The sequence below is a fragment of the Dyadobacter bucti genome, from assembly GCF_005869225.1.
Classification (GTDB): domain Bacteria; phylum Bacteroidota; class Bacteroidia; order Cytophagales; family Spirosomataceae; genus Dyadobacter; species Dyadobacter bucti.
On the sequence record NZ_SWFP01000018.1, the window covers coordinates 1 to 18,507 of the forward strand.

At 43.2% G+C, this 18,507-nt stretch carries 18 protein-coding genes; 10 read left to right on the plus strand and 8 right to left on the minus strand.

Annotated elements, in window-relative coordinates; all coding sequences use genetic code 11:
* The first annotated feature begins 154 nt into the window (after positions 1 to 154).
* From FBF61_RS32400 to FBF61_RS32445, 10 genes are all read left to right on the plus strand, one after another.
* Positions 155 to 544, plus strand: coding sequence for an ester cyclase (locus FBF61_RS32400; RefSeq protein WP_229215328.1), 390 nt, complete (start codon positions 155 to 157; stop codon positions 542 to 544).
* 62 nt (positions 545 to 606) lie between these two features.
* On the plus strand, positions 607 to 1,440 hold the full coding sequence (gene ygiD, locus FBF61_RS32405) for a 4,5-DOPA-extradiol-dioxygenase (RefSeq protein ID WP_138485196.1): 834 nt from the start codon (positions 607 to 609) through the stop codon (positions 1,438 to 1,440).
* Complete coding sequence (locus tag FBF61_RS32410; RefSeq protein WP_229215329.1) at positions 1,437 to 2,189, plus strand: alpha/beta hydrolase; 753 nt, start codon at positions 1,437 to 1,439, stop codon at positions 2,187 to 2,189. The genes ygiD and FBF61_RS32410 overlap by 4 nt, the downstream gene beginning before the upstream one ends.
* Before the next feature lie 166 nt (positions 2,190 to 2,355).
* Positions 2,356 to 2,697: a nuclear transport factor 2 family protein gene (locus tag FBF61_RS32415; protein WP_138485152.1), complete on the plus strand. Its 342-nt coding sequence runs from the start codon at positions 2,356 to 2,358 to the stop codon at positions 2,695 to 2,697.
* A gap of 66 nt (positions 2,698 to 2,763) precedes the next feature.
* The gene (locus FBF61_RS32420; RefSeq protein ID WP_138485153.1) at positions 2,764 to 3,327 is read left to right on the plus strand and encodes a PPC domain-containing DNA-binding protein; all 564 of its coding nucleotides are present in this window, start codon (positions 2,764 to 2,766) and stop codon (positions 3,325 to 3,327) included.
* A 31-nt stretch (positions 3,328 to 3,358) separates the two neighbouring features.
* Positions 3,359 to 4,471, plus strand: a complete 1,113-nt coding sequence (locus tag FBF61_RS32425; RefSeq protein ID WP_138485154.1) for an NAD(P)-dependent alcohol dehydrogenase — start codon at positions 3,359 to 3,361, stop codon at positions 4,469 to 4,471.
* Positions 4,472 to 4,537: 66 nt separating this feature from the next.
* Entirely contained in the window at positions 4,538 to 5,422 is an 885-nt protein-coding gene (locus tag FBF61_RS32430; RefSeq protein ID WP_138485155.1) for an alpha/beta hydrolase, read from the plus strand.
* 345 nt (positions 5,423 to 5,767) lie between these two features.
* Entirely contained in the window at positions 5,768 to 6,760 is a 993-nt protein-coding gene (locus FBF61_RS32435; RefSeq protein ID WP_138485156.1) for a phospholipase D-like domain-containing protein, read from the plus strand.
* 93 nt (positions 6,761 to 6,853) lie between these two features.
* On the plus strand, positions 6,854 to 8,086 hold the full coding sequence (locus FBF61_RS32440; RefSeq protein ID WP_205748346.1) for a hypothetical protein: 1,233 nt from the start codon (positions 6,854 to 6,856) through the stop codon (positions 8,084 to 8,086).
* Positions 8,087 to 8,669: 583 nt separating this feature from the next.
* On the plus strand, positions 8,670 to 9,557 hold the full coding sequence (locus FBF61_RS32445) for a HEPN domain-containing protein (RefSeq protein WP_138485157.1): 888 nt from the start codon (positions 8,670 to 8,672) through the stop codon (positions 9,555 to 9,557).
* A 141-nt stretch (positions 9,558 to 9,698) separates the two neighbouring features.
* On the opposite strand, the gene FBF61_RS32450 is transcribed toward FBF61_RS32445, so the two are convergent.
* The 8 genes from FBF61_RS32450 to hxlB form a co-directional block, all read right to left on the minus strand.
* A complete protein-coding gene (locus FBF61_RS32450; RefSeq protein WP_138485158.1) occupies positions 9,699 to 10,478 on the minus strand; it encodes an SDR family NAD(P)-dependent oxidoreductase in 780 nt (259 codons plus the stop codon).
* Positions 10,479 to 10,503: 25 nt separating this feature from the next.
* Entirely contained in the window at positions 10,504 to 11,811 is a 1,308-nt protein-coding gene (locus FBF61_RS32455; RefSeq protein WP_138485159.1) for an NAD(P)/FAD-dependent oxidoreductase, read from the minus strand.
* A 70-nt stretch (positions 11,812 to 11,881) separates the two neighbouring features.
* Positions 11,882 to 13,489, minus strand: a complete 1,608-nt coding sequence (locus tag FBF61_RS32460; protein WP_138485160.1) for an efflux MFS transporter permease — start codon at positions 13,487 to 13,489, stop codon at positions 11,882 to 11,884.
* Positions 13,486 to 14,544 carry an HlyD family secretion protein gene (locus FBF61_RS32465; RefSeq protein WP_138485161.1) on the minus strand — a complete coding sequence of 353 codons (1,059 nt, stop codon included), beginning with the start codon at positions 14,542 to 14,544 and terminating at the stop codon, positions 13,486 to 13,488. Before FBF61_RS32465 ends, FBF61_RS32460 begins: the two co-directional genes overlap by 4 nt.
* A 2-nt stretch (positions 14,545 to 14,546) precedes the next feature.
* Positions 14,547 to 15,863 carry a TolC family protein gene (locus FBF61_RS32470; protein ID WP_138485162.1) on the minus strand — a complete coding sequence of 439 codons (1,317 nt, stop codon included), beginning with the start codon at positions 15,861 to 15,863 and terminating at the stop codon, positions 14,547 to 14,549.
* Positions 15,864 to 16,015: 152 nt separating this feature from the next.
* Positions 16,016 to 16,918: an AraC family transcriptional regulator gene (locus tag FBF61_RS32475; protein ID WP_138485163.1), complete on the minus strand. Its 903-nt coding sequence runs from the start codon at positions 16,916 to 16,918 to the stop codon at positions 16,016 to 16,018.
* Positions 16,919 to 17,069: 151 nt separating this feature from the next.
* Positions 17,070 to 17,711, minus strand: coding sequence for a 3-hexulose-6-phosphate synthase (gene hxlA, locus FBF61_RS32480; protein ID WP_138485164.1), 642 nt, complete (start codon positions 17,709 to 17,711; stop codon positions 17,070 to 17,072).
* 36 nt (positions 17,712 to 17,747) lie between these two features.
* Positions 17,748 to 18,338 (minus strand): 6-phospho-3-hexuloisomerase, encoded by a 591-nt coding sequence (gene hxlB, locus FBF61_RS32485; RefSeq protein WP_138485165.1) that lies wholly within the window; start codon positions 18,336 to 18,338, stop codon positions 17,748 to 17,750.
* Positions 18,339 to 18,507: the final 169 nt, after the last annotated feature.

Sequence of the window (18,507 nt, forward strand, 5' to 3'; positions counted from 1 at the left end):
ATGGAAGACTACAATCGCTTTCATCCGCATCAAGCACTGGCTGGCTTAGCACCGGCAACGTTTGTCAAGAAACTAGAAATGGATAAAGTCTAAACGTACACTGTCCTCATTAGGGTAAGGCTTCACTGCCGCTTATCTGAAAACTTTTGACGCATTGGACTTCGATGTATTCAGTAACCAGAAATGGGACCGGTTTAAAGAAAGCCATGCTCAGAATATTAAAGTTTATTGGCCCGATGGGCATGTAACAGAAGGCCTGGATAAACATATTTCAGACATGAAAAGCCTTTTTGTATATGCACCTGACACCCGCATCAAGGAGCATCCAATCAAATTTGGATCTGGCGACTACACCATTGTTACAGGCGTGTTTGAGGGCACTTTTACCAAACCAATGCCGATCGGCAATGGAAAATTTATTCAGCCAACAGGCAAAGCTTTTAAGTTTCCGATGGCAACCGTTGGCCTTTGGAAAGATGGTTTGATGATCGAGGAACACCTTTTCTGGGACAACGCAACCTACAATAAACAAATCGGACTTTAATTGCCATTCATGGTATGCAAAGGAAACAATTCATAAAAACCGCCTTGACTGGCGCAGTGGGGATGAGCACTTTATCAGAATTTAAGAATTTCACGGCAAGTTTGCCAGTACAGCAGCAATTAATGCCTGTCTTGTTTATTGGTCATGGTTCTCCTATGAACGGGATTGAAGACACTGCTTTCAGTCGGAGGTGGACACAGATGGCGAAAGAGATTCCAACGCCTTCGGCAGTGCTTGTCGTGTCGGCTCACTGGTTCACGCAGGGAACGAAGATCACTGCGATGGATTTTCCGGAAACGATTCACGATTTCGGAGGCTTTCCACCAGCGCTATTTGCTGTACAATACCCAGCACCAGGAAGTCCGGTGCTTGCCAGGGAAACTACTGCGCTCATTCATTCGGCAAAAGTGGAGCTTGATCATGACTGGGGACTTGACCATGGCACCTGGACAGTGGTCAGACACATGTATCCTGATGCAAAAATCCCTGTGCTGCAATTAAGTATTGATTACACCAAAGGCCCTCAATATCATTACGATTTGTCCAAAGAACTTCTGGCGTTGCGCCGAAAAGGGGTTCTGATCATAGGGAGTGGGAATATGGTACATAATCTGAGAATGGTGGCCTGGGATAAGATCACCCAATCAGGTTATGGCTACGATTGGGCACTTAGCATCAATGAAAAATTCAAGGCGCTCATTACGGAAAATGATCACCGTCCTTTGATTAATTATTCACAAATGGGCCGGGAGGCTATGTTGGCAATACCAACGCCAGAACATTATCTACCCTTGATGTACACATTGGGCTTAAGATCAGGCCAGGAAAAAGTTTCCTTCTTTAATGACCAGGCCGTCGGCGGGTCGCTTACAATGACATCAGTTAAGATTGGATGAAAATCACCCGGGAATACATTACAGTCCTGCTACTTGCGCTGGCTATTGCAGGACTATCTTTTAAAGAGATCACTAAAAAAATGATGGATCAAAATAAAATAATAGCAACCAAAAAATTGACGCTGGAATACTTGGTTAAGGAGCCAAACCTAAAAACAGCTAAGCGAAAAGGAATCATTCTGCTCCATGGAGTGGGCAGTAATGAGAAAGATCTGTTTGGGTTGGCAGACTACTTACCCGAAGACTTCTACATTATTTCTGCACGAGGCCCCTTCAATCTGGGAGGCGAACGGTTTGCCTGGTATAACGTGGATTTTTCGACAGGGAAACCTGTTTACGATACCAGACAGGAGGAAATCAGCCGTGACAAAATCCTGACATTCGTTAGGCAGGTAAAACTGGAATATATGCTTAGCGAAGTTTATCTAGGCGGTTTCAGCCAGGGCGCTATCATGAGCTATAGCATTGGTCTGACACAACCACAATCCATAAATGGCGTAGTTGCATTAAGCGGCAGGCTGCTAAGTGAAATTCAGCCGCTAGTAAAAAAGAGCGATGAGCTGAAAAAGTTGAAAGTGTTTGTAGCGCACGGAACGCAAGACCAAACGTTGGGCATTTCATACGCGAAAGAAGCCAGGGCGTACTTACAAGACCTGTGCGTGCGGCTTTCCTACCATGAATATCCTGCCGGTCATCAAATTAATGCGAGCGTCCTCAAAGATCTGCGCGACTGGCTCTCATTGGAATAACAAACGCCGAGCGCTGAATCCAAGCATGATTTTATGGCGAAGTTCCAGGCTCTTGTGGGGACTCAACACCTTAACATAGTTTAATGGTATTTGTTAAACTTTGTTATGAGCTTAACCCAGGCATTGATCCTAATTTTGTGATATTGAACGATTTAAATTTTAGAACATGACAACCAACGAAGTGCTGATGCACCACCTCACTGCTTTTGGCAATAATGACCTTGAAGAGATTTTAAAAGACTATACGCCCGCGTCAGAATTATTGACACCAAATGGCCCTTTGAAAGGATTAGATGCGATCAAGGGCTTCTTTGAGGAATATTTTGCTGCGATACCAACCGGATCAGCCTTTGAAATGAAACAGCTGAGTGTAACAGGAAATGTGGCTTACGTAGCCTGGACAAGTGAGTCGGCAACGTTCAAATTTCCTATGGGCACAGACACCTTCTTTATAGAAAATGACAAGATCATATTCCATACTGTGGCCGATTACCGGATTAGCAAATAATCTAACGTCAAGGCCGCTGGGATCAGCGGCCTTTTTTATTCATCATTCTTCTAAAAATACTTTCTCATGAAAACAATCATCTCTAAAAGCATCTTATTGCTTATGCTCATTGTTGCAGCATCCGCTGCCAGCGCCCAGGAATATGTAGCACCAACAAGACCTGCCCAGACCGGACGTTCCCCAGGAGTGAAAGTGAAGCTTCTGAGCACAAACGGAGAGACCAAAACCTACGTTCTTATTTTTTCAAAGAACGACGAGATCGTTTCAGGCCTAACCGAATTTGCACAAAAATACAAAGTCCAAAGTGCTCATTACACTGGTATTGGAGATGCGTTCTCTGCCAAAGTGGGCTTTTTTGACTACGGTCGCAATGAATTTAAAGTTATCCCAATCGGTGAGTCGGAGATTTCATCCTTGATGGGTGACATAGCTGTATTCAATGGCAAGCCCGTTGCACATACCCATATCAACCTGGCCGTTTCTGACGGCACCATTCGCGGTGGACACCTGCTGGAATGCTTTGTAGGACCTACATTAGAATTGTTTGTAACCGTAGAGCCCACTCCCCTTTACAAAAGACTCAGCCCGGAATTTAAAGCCGGGATCATTGATCCTGCGCTGGAAAATTAAATCAGCGTTTTATAACTAAACATTAATCACAATGGAAATAACAGCAGCTGTTGTAAAAGAAAAGGGCAGCGATTTTAAGCTCGAAAAAGTTAGCTTGGATAAACCTGCTTCCGAAGAAGTATTAGTAAAAATAGTAGCAACTGGAATTTGCCATACTGATATGGTAGCCAGGGACTTTGTGATGGGAGCTCCCGGTTTTCCTGTCATCTTAGGTCACGAAGGAGCAGGCATTATCGTAAGTGTAGGAGAAGATGTACACCACCTTAAAGCGGGAGATCATGTCGTTTTAACGTATGGTTTTTGCGGTGAATGTGAAGTATGCCGTACGGGCAATTCTCCATATTGCTATGAGTTTTTTCAAAGGAATTTCTCAGGAGCTCGCGTAGACGGATCTCACAATCATCACGATCACGATGGCAAGCCCATTAACGATAACTTCTTTTCCCAGTCCTCCTTCGCAACGTATGCCATTGCGCATAAAAACAATGTCATTCAGGTTCCCAATGAAGCTCCATTGGAGATACTAGGCCCCTTGGGCTGTGGTATCCAGACAGGCGCAGGTGCAGTGATCAACACCTTGAAAGTTAAAGTGGGGAGTTCGATCGTTATTTCGGGCACGGGTGCTGTGGGGCTAGCAGCTGTAATGGCGGCCAAGGCATCATCCGCAACAACTATTATTGCAGTGGACATCAATCAGGAAAGGCTTGATTTTTCAAAAGAACTGGGTGCAACGCACACCATCAACAGCTTGAATGAAAACGTGGTTGAACGGATCAAAGCAATATTGCCAAACGGAGTCCAGTACGGAGTAGATACTACGGGCAGAAATGAGGTTATCAATAATACTCTGGCAAGTCTTGCCCCCGTGGGTGAGCTTGCTGTGATTGGTGTTGCTACCCGTCCATTAGAGCTTGAAACCAATATCTTCCTGACCAAAGGCTATAAAATCAAATTTGTCAACCAGGGAGACAGTGTGCCGCAGGAGTTTATTCCCAAGCTGATCAAAATGTATCAGAACGGACAATTCCCGTTTGATAAGCTGATCAAAACATATCCTTTCGAAGAAATCAACCAGGCCGTTGAAGACTCGGAAAAAGGAAGAACCATAAAAAGTGTATTGCGTATTGGCGAGTACAATGCCTAAAATGTTCATCGGATCAAAGCCTGCTTTTTCTTTCATCGAAGCAGGCTTTTTACATAAATATCATTCATGAAAAGCAAGCTTTTGACCATTGCACTATTTCTAGGCATTCATGACATATCTCTTGCTCAACGGGTTATCGACCTGTCTAGTGGAAAAGATACTGCCGCCTTGCCAGCCAATAACACAGAATTTGTAATGACAGATTCTATTAGCGGTAACCGGACAGTACTTAACGTTACCAAGCCGAGCCTCACAGTTTACACCCCTGAAAAGGAAAAATCCAATAAAACCGCGATTGTTATCTGTCCGGGTGGGGCATTTCATGCACTTGATATTGATAATGAAGGCTATTCGGTTGCAAAATTGCTCGTTGCAAAAGGTTACACGGCGATCGTATTAAAGTATCGGTTGGTGCATATCAACATGGAGGCAGCAAACCCGCTGGCAGAATTAGGGAAACTAGCGAATGATTTTAAAATGCTCGAGAAAAGAATGGCACCTGATGTGCCGTTGGCGATAGCAGATGGTAAAGCTGCAATTGCTTATGTCAAGAAAAATGCAGCAAAACTTGGAATCAACCCGGCTAAGGTTGGTATTGTTGGATTCTCAGCTGGTGGTACGATAGCTGCCGCAATGGCTTATAGCGAGGATTCGCAATCCAGACCTGCATTTTCAGCACCAATTTATGCCTATCTAGCTCCGTTCGATCGCCAAGCGGTCCCATCAAATGCGACACCTCTTTTCATTTCCGTAGCTGCTGATGATGATTTCAAGTTTGACAGCAATAGTGCGAAACTGTATCAGAAATGGAAAAATTCAGGTGCAAGTGCCGAACTTCACATCTATGCAAAAGGTCACCATGGCTTTGGTACGAAAAAACAAAATTTGCCTGTTGATCACTGGTTCGACCGGTTTACAGATTGGCTCTCTTTTTTGGGATTTGATAGGTAACTGATAACCGGCCTGAGGCGTGTTCCAAAGGCAATCGGGATGGACGATCAGCTACCATTCCGATTGCCTCATTTCGATATTCTTCTCAAAAGCAAAGCCTGTTAGCTGCCTTAGGAATCCGAAAGACAATATCCCCCATATCGAAGTAATAAGCTGCTGTCCGTGTCTCAACTTATACCTCCATGCACCATACCAATTCATTGTATCTCGCTAAAATCCGACGTTAGTAGGTGATCTCAACAAGTAAATTATCCGATAGGCTTCTTTTCATCAATACGTGACACACACTACGTATTTTGTAATCAACGTGCGTCAATCGTCGAGTTAGCACCAATTAAACAGACAATGGTAAAAGCACATTTTGACAACATAAGGCAAAACATCTTAGACGAGCTTGACAAAGCGACTGAAAAAATTGTGGTTGCCGTTTATTGGTTTACAAATCAGGCCTTATTTCAAAAATTAATGACAAGAGTTGCTGACGGATTAAGAGTAGAATTGATTATTCATAACGACTATATAAACAATAGAGATACAGGACTGAATTTTCAAAATTTTATCGACAACGGCGGCGAGTTTTACTTTTCAGATACATTTAATCCAATGCACAACAAATTTTGTGTTATTGACAATAAAGTTCTTATTAATGGCTCCTACAATTGGACTTACTATGCGGAAGATAGGAATAGGGAAAACATTCTGCTTATCAAAGACGAACAAGAAACGATTAACTCATTTGTAACGGAATTTGAAAGACTAAAATCATTGACTGAGAAAGTGGAAAAAATTCGACCGCTAACAAAATTTGAAGTTGATGAATTCAATTTATTAAGAGCCAGAGACTATTTGGCAAATGACATTGTATTTCAAGCAAAAGCCACTGGAAACAAAGACATAGTTGATAGTGCTTTCCAAATAGCTCCTGAAAATATTGAAGTTCAAAAAACCGCTTTTGACCTTAACTTAACAAGACGTTACAAGTTGAAGCATTCAATTGGTTCAAGCCTTCAACACGACAACTATTTAGTAATTGTTCCAAAAGGAGCCTATCTTCCTGTGACAAAGACAGAAATTGTGCAGACTGTTGCCGACAATCAGACAAGTTCAGCATCCACAATTCATTTTGGAGAAAACATTAAAGCAAGTCAAAACACTAAATTTGCCGAGATGAAAATTAGTGGACTTCCAAAGAAGCCTGTAGGTGAAGCAAAAATGAAATATCACTTTACAATTGACATTTACGGTAATTTGAGAATGGAGAAGTTTTCATTAGACACCGATATAAGACAAATAATAAATAAAAAAATAACGGGACTACTTGAAGAAGAAAAAGATTAACCGGTGCTAACATGAGTTTTGTGAAAATGCGGGTTCCGTGCTCAATTGAACATTCGGTATTCTAATGAACATTTTTTGCTAAACCGAACATTCGTGCTTTTAATTTCACTTCTTCACAACGTCCCAACCGTCAGGCGTAATTTCAAAAAAGACTTGAAGAGAGATAAAATATATGAGGACTTACATTTCGCTGCGGACTTTTCCGTAGAAGATTGGAATGCCTTATTGAAACTCAAATTAGGTAAGTACTTTTTAAATGAATCAATTCTTGAAAAAAACAAAGAGATTTTAAGAACTGAAATCATCAATTATATACAATTCTGTACCAAACCTGAGTATTTCAACTTGTTCGAGTGGACATTCGACCTTTATAGAGATTGTATTATCTCCAATAGGCAACGAGTCATTAAAGTGCTAGCAGATTCATTTGACGACATTTCAAATACAGATATGAAATGGATGACAAACGTATTAACACAGCCTGATGAAAAGGAGTTTTCAGAAAGAGACAAAATAGCTTATTATTTCAAAGTTATAGATGAAACCTTGGAGGGTGTATTTAAACCACGTTTCAAATTACTTGACAAACTTGTTAACTACAAACTGAATGGGAATATTCCTGATAATTCAGAATCAGACTTTGGGAAAGTGATTAGAGATTTTCCCAATCAAGTGAAAACCGATGCAATTCTGTTTCTTGAAGATCCAATTTTTGCAATCTCGACAAATCAGTGGAGGAACATCGCTGCGCATAAATCTTTTACTATTAACAAGAACAATATTGTAGTTGAATACGGAAGAAACACTATTCAATCACTTACGTTGTCTTACGACAACTTTTACAAAATCGTTCACTGGACTCAAGACATTTATCGAGTAATTCGATTCGGGCAAGTATTGACTGACTTAAATTATATTGAAGAAATAGTTACAGAATTAGGCGGCACTGAAAATATGAACATTAGATTTGAGTCATCACTCCTGCATATAATACACAATATGCAAATTGTGGGATTTAAATTTGTATCGAATGAAGAACTAGAAGATATTTTTTGCCTAAATATCAAAGGAAAGGTCGATCATGACATAAAATCCTCGTTGATTCACGCCTCGCAGTGTTTAGACCAGCTTTCATGTTCAATTTATGATGACAAGTTTGTGCGAGACAATTTTAAGAGAACTAGAATAAATATCGTTGACGAAAACAGAAATATACTTGCATCTGCGACAATATCCATCGAAGTAGCGTTGAACAAAGTAAAGGGAAATTTGACTCTGGAGGAATATCTGGGCAAGATGGAATTCGAGATAAAAAACTACGCCTAGCGCACGTTTTGCATCATGCGGGCTGACGAACAAAGTTTCAAGTTCAGTTTCTCAATATAAATTGAGTACAAGATTGGTCTGAAGTGCCCTGATTTCTGTCACTTCGGCATGCCCTAAGCTGTTATACATCATTTTACACACTGACCGCAGATAGACAAAAACTAAATCAAATAAACCATAATGTTAAGACAATATAGAAAGGTTGCTAATATTGGCGCAGGATCTCTTGGGTTTGAATTTGCCAAACAATTGCAACAATAGGGGCAAACTTGAAGGTTTTGTGAGTGGAACAGAAATGAACATGACCGTATACATGCATTGGCGGATAACTAACCGCCTCACTAAAGTCGGTTCCATGCTGCATTGAGGCAAGCTGATTGAATCTTGGTACAGAAATTCGGTAAAGCTTACACCTAGGTAATTAGGAACTCCATATACACGTCCACCTATCTTATATTCAGTCACACTGCTTCCAACCTCTTCCAAGATTCCGACCCCATCAACACGAATCAGACTTTGGCAAGCCAGATAAAGGCAGAAAGCCCAAAAACCGCTAACTTACCTCCCTAAAACCCACACACCTATGAAAACCAACCTCACCCACCTCCCACAAACCAAACAAGACCAGCTAAAAGCCCTCACCGCCATTGTCTTGGAAAAAGTCCCAGCCGAAATGATCATTCTCTTCGGCAGCTACGCGCGTGGTGACTGGGTCGAAGATTATCAGGAGAAGTATGAGTATGTAAGCGACTTTGATATCCTGATTATTACCAAAGACAAAAATTCGGCGAAGCAGGTCAAAAAATCGCGGGAGCTGGACAAAGAGCTGATGGCCAATGACAACATTACACGGACGAGCATCATCTACCACAGCATTGGTTTTGTGAACGATAAGATCGAGCGGAATTACTATTTCTTCGTTGATATTTTAAAGGAAGGAGTTTTGCTTTTTGATTCTGGGAAGTTCAGCTTGTCCGACCCAAAAAATCTTAATCCTGCACAACGTATTGAAAAGTCGACGGAGGAATTTGAGCATTGGTTTGAAAGCGCAAACAACTTTCTTGAAGCCTTTGAATTTTTCTTGCAAAAAGGAGAGAACAAAATTACCTATTACAATAATGCGGCATTTGAACTTCACCAAGCTACGGAAAGATATTATGCTGCTATCCTTCTGGTTTTCACCGATTACAAGCCGAGAATCCACGACATTGAGATTTTAGGCAATCAAGTCGGAAAACTTCATCCAGAGTTTGTGACTGTTTTTCCAATGAAGACAGCCGAGGAAGAGCGATTGTTTATACTTCTGAAAAAGGCGTACATCGATGCGAGATACAATAAGAATTACAAGATCGAGAAAGCCGAACTGGAATATCTGGGCAGCCGGGTTGCATTTCTAAAAGAGCTGACGGAACGGATTTGCCGGGAGCGGATTGCGCAGTTCACCCTGGACAAGTCGCATCAATCTGAATAACAGCTTGCTGGACAAAATCTTAAAAGCGGCTGTCAATCTCACCAGTGAGTTTTTCATACGAAAAAAGGTGGCGAACGCCAACATAAAAAAACACGTCCGAACAGACGTGTTTTTTTCAATTCTCTTGATTTCTTCTTCTCATTACATCGTCATACCACCATCAATTGCAATCGCCTGCCCGGTAATGTGCTTGGCCTGTGCAATGAAAATAACTGCGTCTGCAATATCTTGCGGACTCTGGTCGACGCCCTGTGGTATCAGGGCTTTTTTGTTGCGTTCCCAGGACTGCTCCTCAGTTTCGCCTTCCAGTTTCCACCGATCTGCTACACCTCCTTCTCCGCGCCACATGCCCGTACCGACAATTCCGGGACAAATAGCATTAACGGTGATACCATCCATGGCAACCTCCTTGGCTATGCTGTTGGTAAAGCCAATGACGGCAAATTTAGAAGCAACATAATGCGAAAGGTGAGCCATGCCCATCTTTCCTGCAATGGAAGCCGTATTGATAATAGCCCCCTCTTTTTGAGGTTTCATAATTTCAACTGCGGCCTTCGTACATACAAATACCCCTTTTGCATTAACAGTCATCACGCGGTCCCATTCATCCGGAGTAATCTCTTCAATGCTGCCAATTCCTACAACTCCGGCATTGTTAATCGATATATCCAGTCTCCCGAAAGTTTCAACTGTCTCTTTCAGTGCAGCTTTCACTGAATCATAATTAGTTACATCGACTACAACACTGATCACTTTGCCTCCTTGCTCTTTTACGGCCTGCACCGTGCCAGTCAGAAATTCCTCTTTGATATCAGCTGCTACAACCGATGCTCCCTCTTTACCAAATGCAACAGCGATGGCTTTACCCAAACCGCCACCAGCACCGGTAACAAAAACCACTTTACCTTTTAAATTTGACATGATATTATAATTTAGTTGTTAGATTTTACTGCTCTGCTTTTGCAGATCCAGTGTTGCTATCTTTCTGTTCGGGCCGGATGATCATCCTCAAATATTGATCTTTGGTCAGGTATGCTGAAACCCAGCTGGCAAATGTTTTGATCTTATTTCTTACATTAATCAGGGAAAGCAGATGGATAAATAGCCACATAAGCCAAGCCAAAAAACCTTCAAAATGCGCATGTGGTTTGGCCAGATCTGCAACCGCCTTATTTCTGCCAATAATGGCCATTGAACCTTTATCGTTGTAATAAAAAGGCTTCATTGCCTGCTGACGTCTGGCCAAATGTATATTGTGAGCAAGATTTCTTCCCTGTTGAATGGCGACCTGCGCAAGTTGCGGATGGCCATTTGGAAAGGGCTGGTCGGTCGTCTGAATGCAGGTATCTCCGATGGCATATATGTTCGAAGTTCCCGTCACCATATTGAATTCATCCACAATGAGTCTCTTTCCCCTTCCGTAAACTTCGTTGGGAAGCCCCTCAAAAACATGCGCTGTTACGCCCGCAGTCCACAACAGATTTCTAGTTGCAATACTAGTCCCGCTTCCCAGAAGCACGGAATCACCATCGAAATCTTTGACTAGTTCATTGAGCTTGATTTTGATACCCATCGCTTCCAGTGATTTATGGGTGTATTGCTGAGATTCTTTGCTCATCGGACCAAGCAAGGTCGGCAAGCCATCAATCAGGTAGATATCAAAAGGCAAACCTGATAATTCAGGGTAATCCTTTTCAAGTACGTTGGCTTTTAGCTCAGAAAGCATCCCTGCGATTTCAACACCTGTTGGTCCACCGCCCGCCACTACAATGGTAGTAAGCTTCTGCCGCTCGACCAGGTCAGTGGTGCGTGTTGCAAGTTCGAACCTTTCCAAAATGGCATTCTTCAGGTAGATCGCATCAGCAACGGTTTTCATTGGCAATGCATGTTTCTTTACATTATTATTGCCGAAAAAATTACTTTCCGTCCCCGTCGCCAAAACGAGCTTTGAATAGTGAAGCTCGCCTGTTGAAAGTACCACAGTATTATTATCAGGCTTAATTTCCAGCAACTCACCCATTCTAAAATGAAAATTAGAATGATTGCGGAAAAGCCTCCGATAGGGATAGCTGATTCCAGATACATCCAGGAACCCTGTCGCAACCTGATAAAGTAAGGGTGGAAAGAAGTTGTAATTATTTCTGTCTACCAAAATAACCTGCCCTTGCAAGGGGTTATTTAAAAGTTCTTTGGCAAGATTAATTCCACCAAATCCCCCACCAATTATGATTATGTTTTCTTCTGTTGTTTCCATGATTTTCTTAAAAGTGAATGTATATCAATGATGCAGCCTTCATTGTTTGATTATGGAGGGGTATGATTCCCTAGTTTCGGCGGACAGTCAGGAAAATCCTTCGCCATGACGGGAAAGACTTGATCACGCGCGCTGAAAAATGATAGACGCCGATGGCCGCTAAAACAAATAGGCCAAACACAGATACAGTCCCGAAAATATCTTTTCCAGCAAGCAGCATAGCCTCACGGCTCACTCTTCCATTGATCACTTTCGAGGATATCTGCGAAGCTTCAAGACTTGAAAAGCCGTGTTTGATCGCCTGCCCGTATAATTGCTGCCAAAAAGGTTTCAGACCGCTTGCATCCATTTTGGAAGAAAGTTTTTGGTGGTAATCCTGCAAACGGGCATATGCATTTTCATTGATGATTGCTCCCATCACCGCATTTCCTAACGCATTTCTGAACATGGCCATATAACACAGCATCTGGGTAAATATGTCGAATCCCACGCCCAGGGTCATGTACTTGCCAGCGGCGGCAAAGATGATGATGTTGCCAAAACCTTTTAAGAAATAGGGTATGTATAACTGCTGCTCTCCGGCACTGGCATCGAAGGAAAAATATAGCCAGACATGGTGCAAGGTCAGCATCACAAAACCCAAAGCAAAAACTGTACGGAACGGTCCATTAACGTATTTGAACCACCAATAACCAAATGCAGCACCGGCCAGGATCCCAGCAGCGATCCACCAGTTAAGCCCACCAATATGCAAATTGTCCAGGCGCATCACCGAGCTCGTAAAAGGTCCCAGTACACTTCCAGTTGTGTTCAGCATCAACTGGGCGGCCAGGATCATGATTATGGCGACATTTACATTTGTCAGCCTAAAAACGCGCGGCAGCATAAGCGAACGCTTCTTGGTATACGTCCGGTAAAGAACAAGAAGCAACCATATTAACCCCGCAATGGTGGCAACCATAATATTTTCTGACGCATACCAGTCCAGCACTCGCCCGTAAGTAAGCACGTAGCTAAGTAGTGAAAACAGGATTGTCCAATGAAAAACGCCCATCCAATCAATGCCCACCAAAGGCAGTCGTTTAGCAATCCTGAATGGCCTTAATAATACCAAAATAACAAGTGCCTGCAATGCAAGAAGCGCAGCCATAAGGTAGTATATCATTTCCCAGTCGTATCTATCAGCCAGCAGAATCGCCAGTGTACTACTTACTTGGGCGGAAAGCAAAACAATGCCAAGTGCAACACTGAAAAACATGCCATAGTCTTTATGCTGGGTAAGAATCAGTTGAATAGAGACGAGCGTTTCGAAGGTACCGATCATCTTTAATGCACCGATAAAAAAAGCGCATAGGATCAATACCGGAATGGATGAAGTGTAAGCACAAACCAACAAAAGCAGCGCAAGCAACACCGAGCAAACTGCCAGGATTTGCTGGGATGTGAAGCGAAATTTGATCCTGAACAGTAGTGGAAAAATGAAGGTGACACCAATGGTGCTGACCTGATAAACAAATGTCAGATCTTCTTTGTAAATCTGATTGGCCCCAACGATATCGCCCATTAGGCTCAGATAAACCGGGTTTGCACATTGAAATAAGATGGCAAATAACACAAATAGCGCTACCCGCACCCAACCGGGTACAAATTCTTTGAAACATTGTAAGGGCTGGTTCATGGCTTTTGATCAAAATAGACAACAGCATTCATGCCTGCTTTTAGCTTTGTGAGTTGCGCCTGATCTTTTACGTCCATAAAGTCCAATCTTACCGGGACTCGCTGTTGAATTTTCACAAAGTTGCCCGTCGAATTATCGGTGGGTACCAGCGAAAATACGGAACCCGTTGCTCCTGCAATAGAAGTAATCGTGGCAGTGAAGACGTAACCGTCAATGGCGTCGATCTGAACACGCGCTTTCTTTCCCACTGCCAATGATTGCAGCTGCTTTTCTTTGATGTTCACCGTCAGCCATTTCTCCTCATTGTTGACTACGGCAGCAAGTTGCTGGCCAGCTTGCACAAGTTGGCCTTCTGTGATATTCTTCCGTCCTATGTATCCGTCACAGGGTGCCAGAATAATTGTATAAAGCACATTAAGCTTTGCTGCTTTAAGCTGGGCTTGCGCCCTCTTAATGGCAGCATCATTTACCTGTATTTTTGCACCCGTTTCCTTTACTGCCAGCCGATTGCCATTTTCGGCATTTTGCATGGCGCTTAGCTTTGCGATCAGAGCATCGTAATCACTTTTCACCTGATCGTATTGCTGCTGGGTTACAGACTCTTGCGCCAGCAACGTTTCATAACGCCGCAGGTTCTTTTCGGCATTCCAAACCCTGGCGTTGGTCTCTTGTAAATTTGAGGTCGCTATGGTAACCGTGTTTTCTGCTGTTGTTACCGATGACCGGGTCACATGTTTTCCCGCCAGTGCGTCCAACAGGTTTGCCTCTGCAAGCTGCTGTTGCACCAGGTAATCTGTATTGTCAATGACCACCAATGTGTCGCCCTTTTTGACCTGTTGGAATTCCACAAAATTGATTTTTGTAATGTAGCCTCCAACTCGCGCATTCACCGGCGCGAGCAGCTGCTGCACCTGCGCGTCATCGCTGTAAGTGACCTGATTGAAGGAATAAAAATAACTTAGACCGATAGCCACAACTGCAATGGCAGCCAGGCCTGTCAGCCAGCCGAGCCATTTATTAGGTTGATGATCTGTTCTATGATGATGCGTGCTCATTTTTAATTGAGTTGTCCTGTAACTTTTTGAAGTTCGAAATAGCGCATCACCCGTTGGGCCTGCGCGTTGGTTAATTGCAATTCTGCCGCCAATTTTTGGTTACTGGCATCGGTGATATCCGTGATGAGCGCAACCTGCTGATCATAAGCATTTGTGATGCGCCGGTAGTTTTCGGTTGCCAGTTCAAGTTTCTTTGCTTCGCTGGAAAGCTGGTCGCCTGCTTCATTCCAAAGTGTGTATGCATTGAAGACAGCCTTTCGCATATTTTCGTGAGCAAGCTGCTCATACTGGGTGGCTGCCTGCAAGCCTTTTGTAGCTGCATCCACCCTTGCTTTATTTTTATATAATCCGCTAAGGCTGTAATTCAACCGCACACCAACTGTCAAATTGTTCGCGTAAATGTCCTTGGCCGGTATATCATATACGTAAGGTCTGGCCAGTCCGTTTGATGCATACAGTGAGGCCTCTGGAAGATAGGCCGCCTTTATTTGTTGTTGTCTTTTCTCAGCCATTTCAGTATTAAGCTGATTGATTTTAAGCTCGGGTTGATTTTGCAGGGCTACTTGCTGCAGCGTGTTTAGTGTCAATTCTGTGACATTATTTTCAGGAAGAATTGTATCTGGCTCAATGATTGTTCCCTCAGGCAATACGAGTATCTCTACCATAGCATTGTTAATGATCCTGATACGGTTACTGACTTTTACCAATTGCAGCTTCATCTCTTCAAGCAGCAGCTCACTACGAATTTTATCGCTTCTCAAAACGATACCGGCCCTCATACGATTATCAATTTTTTCCAACAGCATGCTAGCCTGGTTGATGTTGCTTTTGTAGACATTGCGTTGCCCCAGTAACCGGAAAAGGTCAAGGTAATAGCCTACCAGTAATAGCTTTACCTCCATTTTATTTTTTTCATAGTTCAATCCGGCTACCCGACCGCGCAGCTCTGATATTTCAATGTCGCGTTCAACTCTGCCACCGCTGAAAAGCAGATAGCTTGCTTGCAGCACATAGCTGTTTGAAAAATGAGGCATATCGTAAAAGCCTGTCTTCATTGTACCCATTCCGATCACACCCACATCGGTAAGGTAACCCGCCGAGACGGCCATATCTACATCAGGGAGCCGCTGATTTTTAGCCACTTCTACACCTGCTTGGAGATCTTGTATTCTAATTGCGTCCAGTTTCAGCTGACGACTATTGTTTTCAGCTAATTCAAAAAGCTTCTTGACCGTTATATGTAGGCTGTCCTGTCCGTGCCCAATATTGGTGACGCAGAGTAAAGTGGTCAATATGAGTAATGCAATTCGTGTCTTCATCGCTAAATTTCAATGCACAAAATTGCATTTACTTACAGCTATAAAGAATGGGCAAACGATGAATTATATATCAAAAAGTAAGAATTGAATAAAAATATTCTTCGATGGACTGAATAATATAGGACGATTACGGCCTATATTATATCAAAAACTCAAAATGAGTCGTGGCCGTTCCTGTATTCGGAAGGTGTAAGATGAGTGTACTTTTTAAAGAAGCGGCTGAAATGAAATTGGTTTTGAAAATTCAGCTCATCGGCGATGTTGCCGATCGTAGTTCCAGGGTAATCCAGAAGGACCTTCGCTTCTAAGATAACCATCTGTATAATGTAACTACGCGCCGTATGCCCAGTATTTTCTTTAAGCACCTGTGACAGATACTTTTCGTGAATATTAAGGGAGCGTGCATAAAATGAGACCTCCCGCTGCTGCTTGTAGTGTTTGACCAACAGGTCGAAAAATTGCTGCACAATGCTTTTCGTAGGCGGATTGAGCATTTGCTGCTCCTGATAACAAAAGCCAATCTGCGAAATGGTCGCTTGAAATGTTGGGCGAAGAATTTCTTCTTCCCCTTTTTGGGCCCCTTTAAAACGAATCAGTAACTGGTGGATCAGATCAATCATTTGACCAATGATAATCCGATCCTCTGTTTTGAGTACGATTAACGCTTGCTGGTCATCACCGAAAAGAGGTAACTGGGCTACGCTTTTGGTGTAGTGCCCGGAAGTAAGAATAAAGTCGGGAGCGAACAATAAGGATAAGAAGTGTACAGAGTTCTCCTGCCAGCTCATTTCCCGGATCGCTGATGGCGGCACAATAAGCAAATCGCCTTGGCTAAGGCTGTGCAACTGCAAATTCACCTTGATCTGCATCTGGCCATGCTGTACCAGAATGATAGAATAGTGACTAGACCGGAACGGACGGTCCCATATTTTTTCCACAGAATAAATCGCTGAATCAAAAACCATCAATCCTGGCGTGGCTTCGCCCAAGCCAAATGCTCCGCGCAGATATGGAATTTCTAGATTGGACGGTAGCGATTTTTCAGGGGACTTCATGGCATTTTATTTCATTAGAAAACAGATGTACCTATGGATAAAGTATTACTTGCAAACTATGCCAGTATTTTGACTTGGACAAATGAATAGGCAAAACAATAGCCCGTCCAGATTGTGTGAACGGGCTATTGCTCAATAAAAATGAGGACACTTATGCAACTAAAACTGCGTCGATAGCCTCACGAAGTGCTTTTGCTGCAACTGCCGGATCTTCTGCGCCATAAATAGCCGCGCCTGCAACTGCAACCTGAGCACCTGCTTCTATAACCGCTGTAATATTGCTCAAATTGACACCACCAGCAATCGAAACCGGGACACCTGCACGGGCTGCTTCGTCGATCAAAACCTGAATCGAATAACCATCAGTCCATTGCTCATCCAGACCAGCGTGCAATTCCACGAATTCAACGCCTAACGTTATGACTTCCTGCGCTCTTTTTACACGGTCAGGATAACCGATGGTGTCAACCACCACGCCTTTTCCATGAGCCTTTGCTGCTTTCACAGCCCCAATAATAGTTGCATTGCCTGCTGCGCCCATCACCGTTACGAGATCGGCTCCGGCCTTGAAAGCAATATCGGCTTCCAGCTCACCTGCGTCAGCCGTTTTGAGGTCGGCAAAAACCAGTTTGTCTGGATGTGCATTTTTCATTGCTGTGATCACGCTTGATCCCATGTTTTTGATCAGCGGAGTGCCGAGTTCAATGATATCGACGTAAGGGGCAACTTTTGCAGCAAGTGCTAGTGCATCTTCTGTCGTCAATAAGTCTATTGCTACTTGTAATTTGGCCATTTTGAATTGATTAAATTGTACTGTATTGATTAAATTTTACTCCATATTGGCGTGCCGCTTCCAAAGCGTTTCCGCCGGGGAACCGTCCACTTTCCATAATTCCATAAAAACGGCGTCTCCGATGAGCAGCAATGCCTGTTCGAAAAGGCTGCCTGCATATTGCTTTGATCTGCTGCCAGCATGATCTTCTTTTTCTGCCGCTGGCAGGAGAATATGTGTGTCTGAAATGCCCGCCAGTGTTGATGCCGGGTTGGTTGTGAAGGCAATCACATTGGCTCCCACCGATTTTGCCTTTTCGGCAGCACGCACAATCGAGCCTGTAGTTCCCGATCCGGAAGCTACCCACAAAAGATCCGTTGATTGTATAGCGGGCGTGGTCGTATCTCCGACGAAATAAACCCTGAAACCCAGGTGCATCAGCCGCATTGCCACCGACCGCATTGCAAATCCTGATCGCCCCGCTGCAAGCAGAAATATCGACTCCGCCTGCTGTATACCTTCGATAAGTGCTCCAAAATCTTCGTAATCCAATGCTTCCGAGAGCGCATTATTCTCGGCCAGTATTTGTTTTAGATTTCCCTGAATGTCAGTTGAATGAAGTACGGATTGTTGATGATCTGAATGCATAATTGCCTCGTTTTGTCTGATGACAAATGTACTTGATCCGGATTTGGTACAGATTAGACAATCTTCCAGATGAGGTGGACAATTTGGAACAATTGATAGTAAAAATTCATATTTTTAGGCGTTAGAAAACCACATTTCCGAATAGTCCACCATAATTTCCAGATCGTCC

Coding starts and splice junctions, on each gene's coding strand:
- ygiD (WP_138485196.1), top strand. CDS start 607: ATGAGCACTTTATCAGAATTTAAGAATTTCACGGCAAGTTTGCCAGTA.
- FBF61_RS32410 (WP_229215329.1), top strand. CDS start 1,437: ATGAAAATCACCCGGGAATACATTACAGTCCTGCTACTTGCGCTGGCT.
- FBF61_RS32415 (WP_138485152.1), top strand. CDS start 2,356: ATGACAACCAACGAAGTGCTGATGCACCACCTCACTGCTTTTGGCAAT.
- FBF61_RS32420 (WP_138485153.1), top strand. CDS start 2,764: ATGAAAACAATCATCTCTAAAAGCATCTTATTGCTTATGCTCATTGTT.
- FBF61_RS32425 (WP_138485154.1), top strand. CDS start 3,359: ATGGAAATAACAGCAGCTGTTGTAAAAGAAAAGGGCAGCGATTTTAAG.
- FBF61_RS32430 (WP_138485155.1), top strand. CDS start 4,538: ATGAAAAGCAAGCTTTTGACCATTGCACTATTTCTAGGCATTCATGAC.
- FBF61_RS32435 (WP_138485156.1), top strand. CDS start 5,768: ATGGTAAAAGCACATTTTGACAACATAAGGCAAAACATCTTAGACGAG.
- FBF61_RS32445 (WP_138485157.1), top strand. CDS start 8,670: ATGAAAACCAACCTCACCCACCTCCCACAAACCAAACAAGACCAGCTA.
- FBF61_RS32450 (WP_138485158.1), bottom strand. CDS start 10,478: ATGTCAAATTTAAAAGGTAAAGTGGTTTTTGTTACCGGTGCTGGTGGC.
- FBF61_RS32455 (WP_138485159.1), bottom strand. CDS start 11,811: ATGGAAACAACAGAAGAAAACATAATCATAATTGGTGGGGGATTTGGT.
- FBF61_RS32460 (WP_138485160.1), bottom strand. CDS start 13,489: ATGAACCAGCCCTTACAATGTTTCAAAGAATTTGTACCCGGTTGGGTG.
- FBF61_RS32465 (WP_138485161.1), bottom strand. CDS start 14,544: ATGAGCACGCATCATCATAGAACAGATCATCAACCTAATAAATGGCTC.
- FBF61_RS32470 (WP_138485162.1), bottom strand. CDS start 15,863: ATGAAGACACGAATTGCATTACTCATATTGACCACTTTACTCTGCGTC.
- FBF61_RS32475 (WP_138485163.1), bottom strand. CDS start 16,918: ATGAAGTCCCCTGAAAAATCGCTACCGTCCAATCTAGAAATTCCATAT.
- hxlA (WP_138485164.1), bottom strand. CDS start 17,711: ATGGCCAAATTACAAGTAGCAATAGACTTATTGACGACAGAAGATGCA.
- hxlB (WP_138485165.1), bottom strand. CDS start 18,338: ATGCATTCAGATCATCAACAATCCGTACTTCATTCAACTGACATTCAG.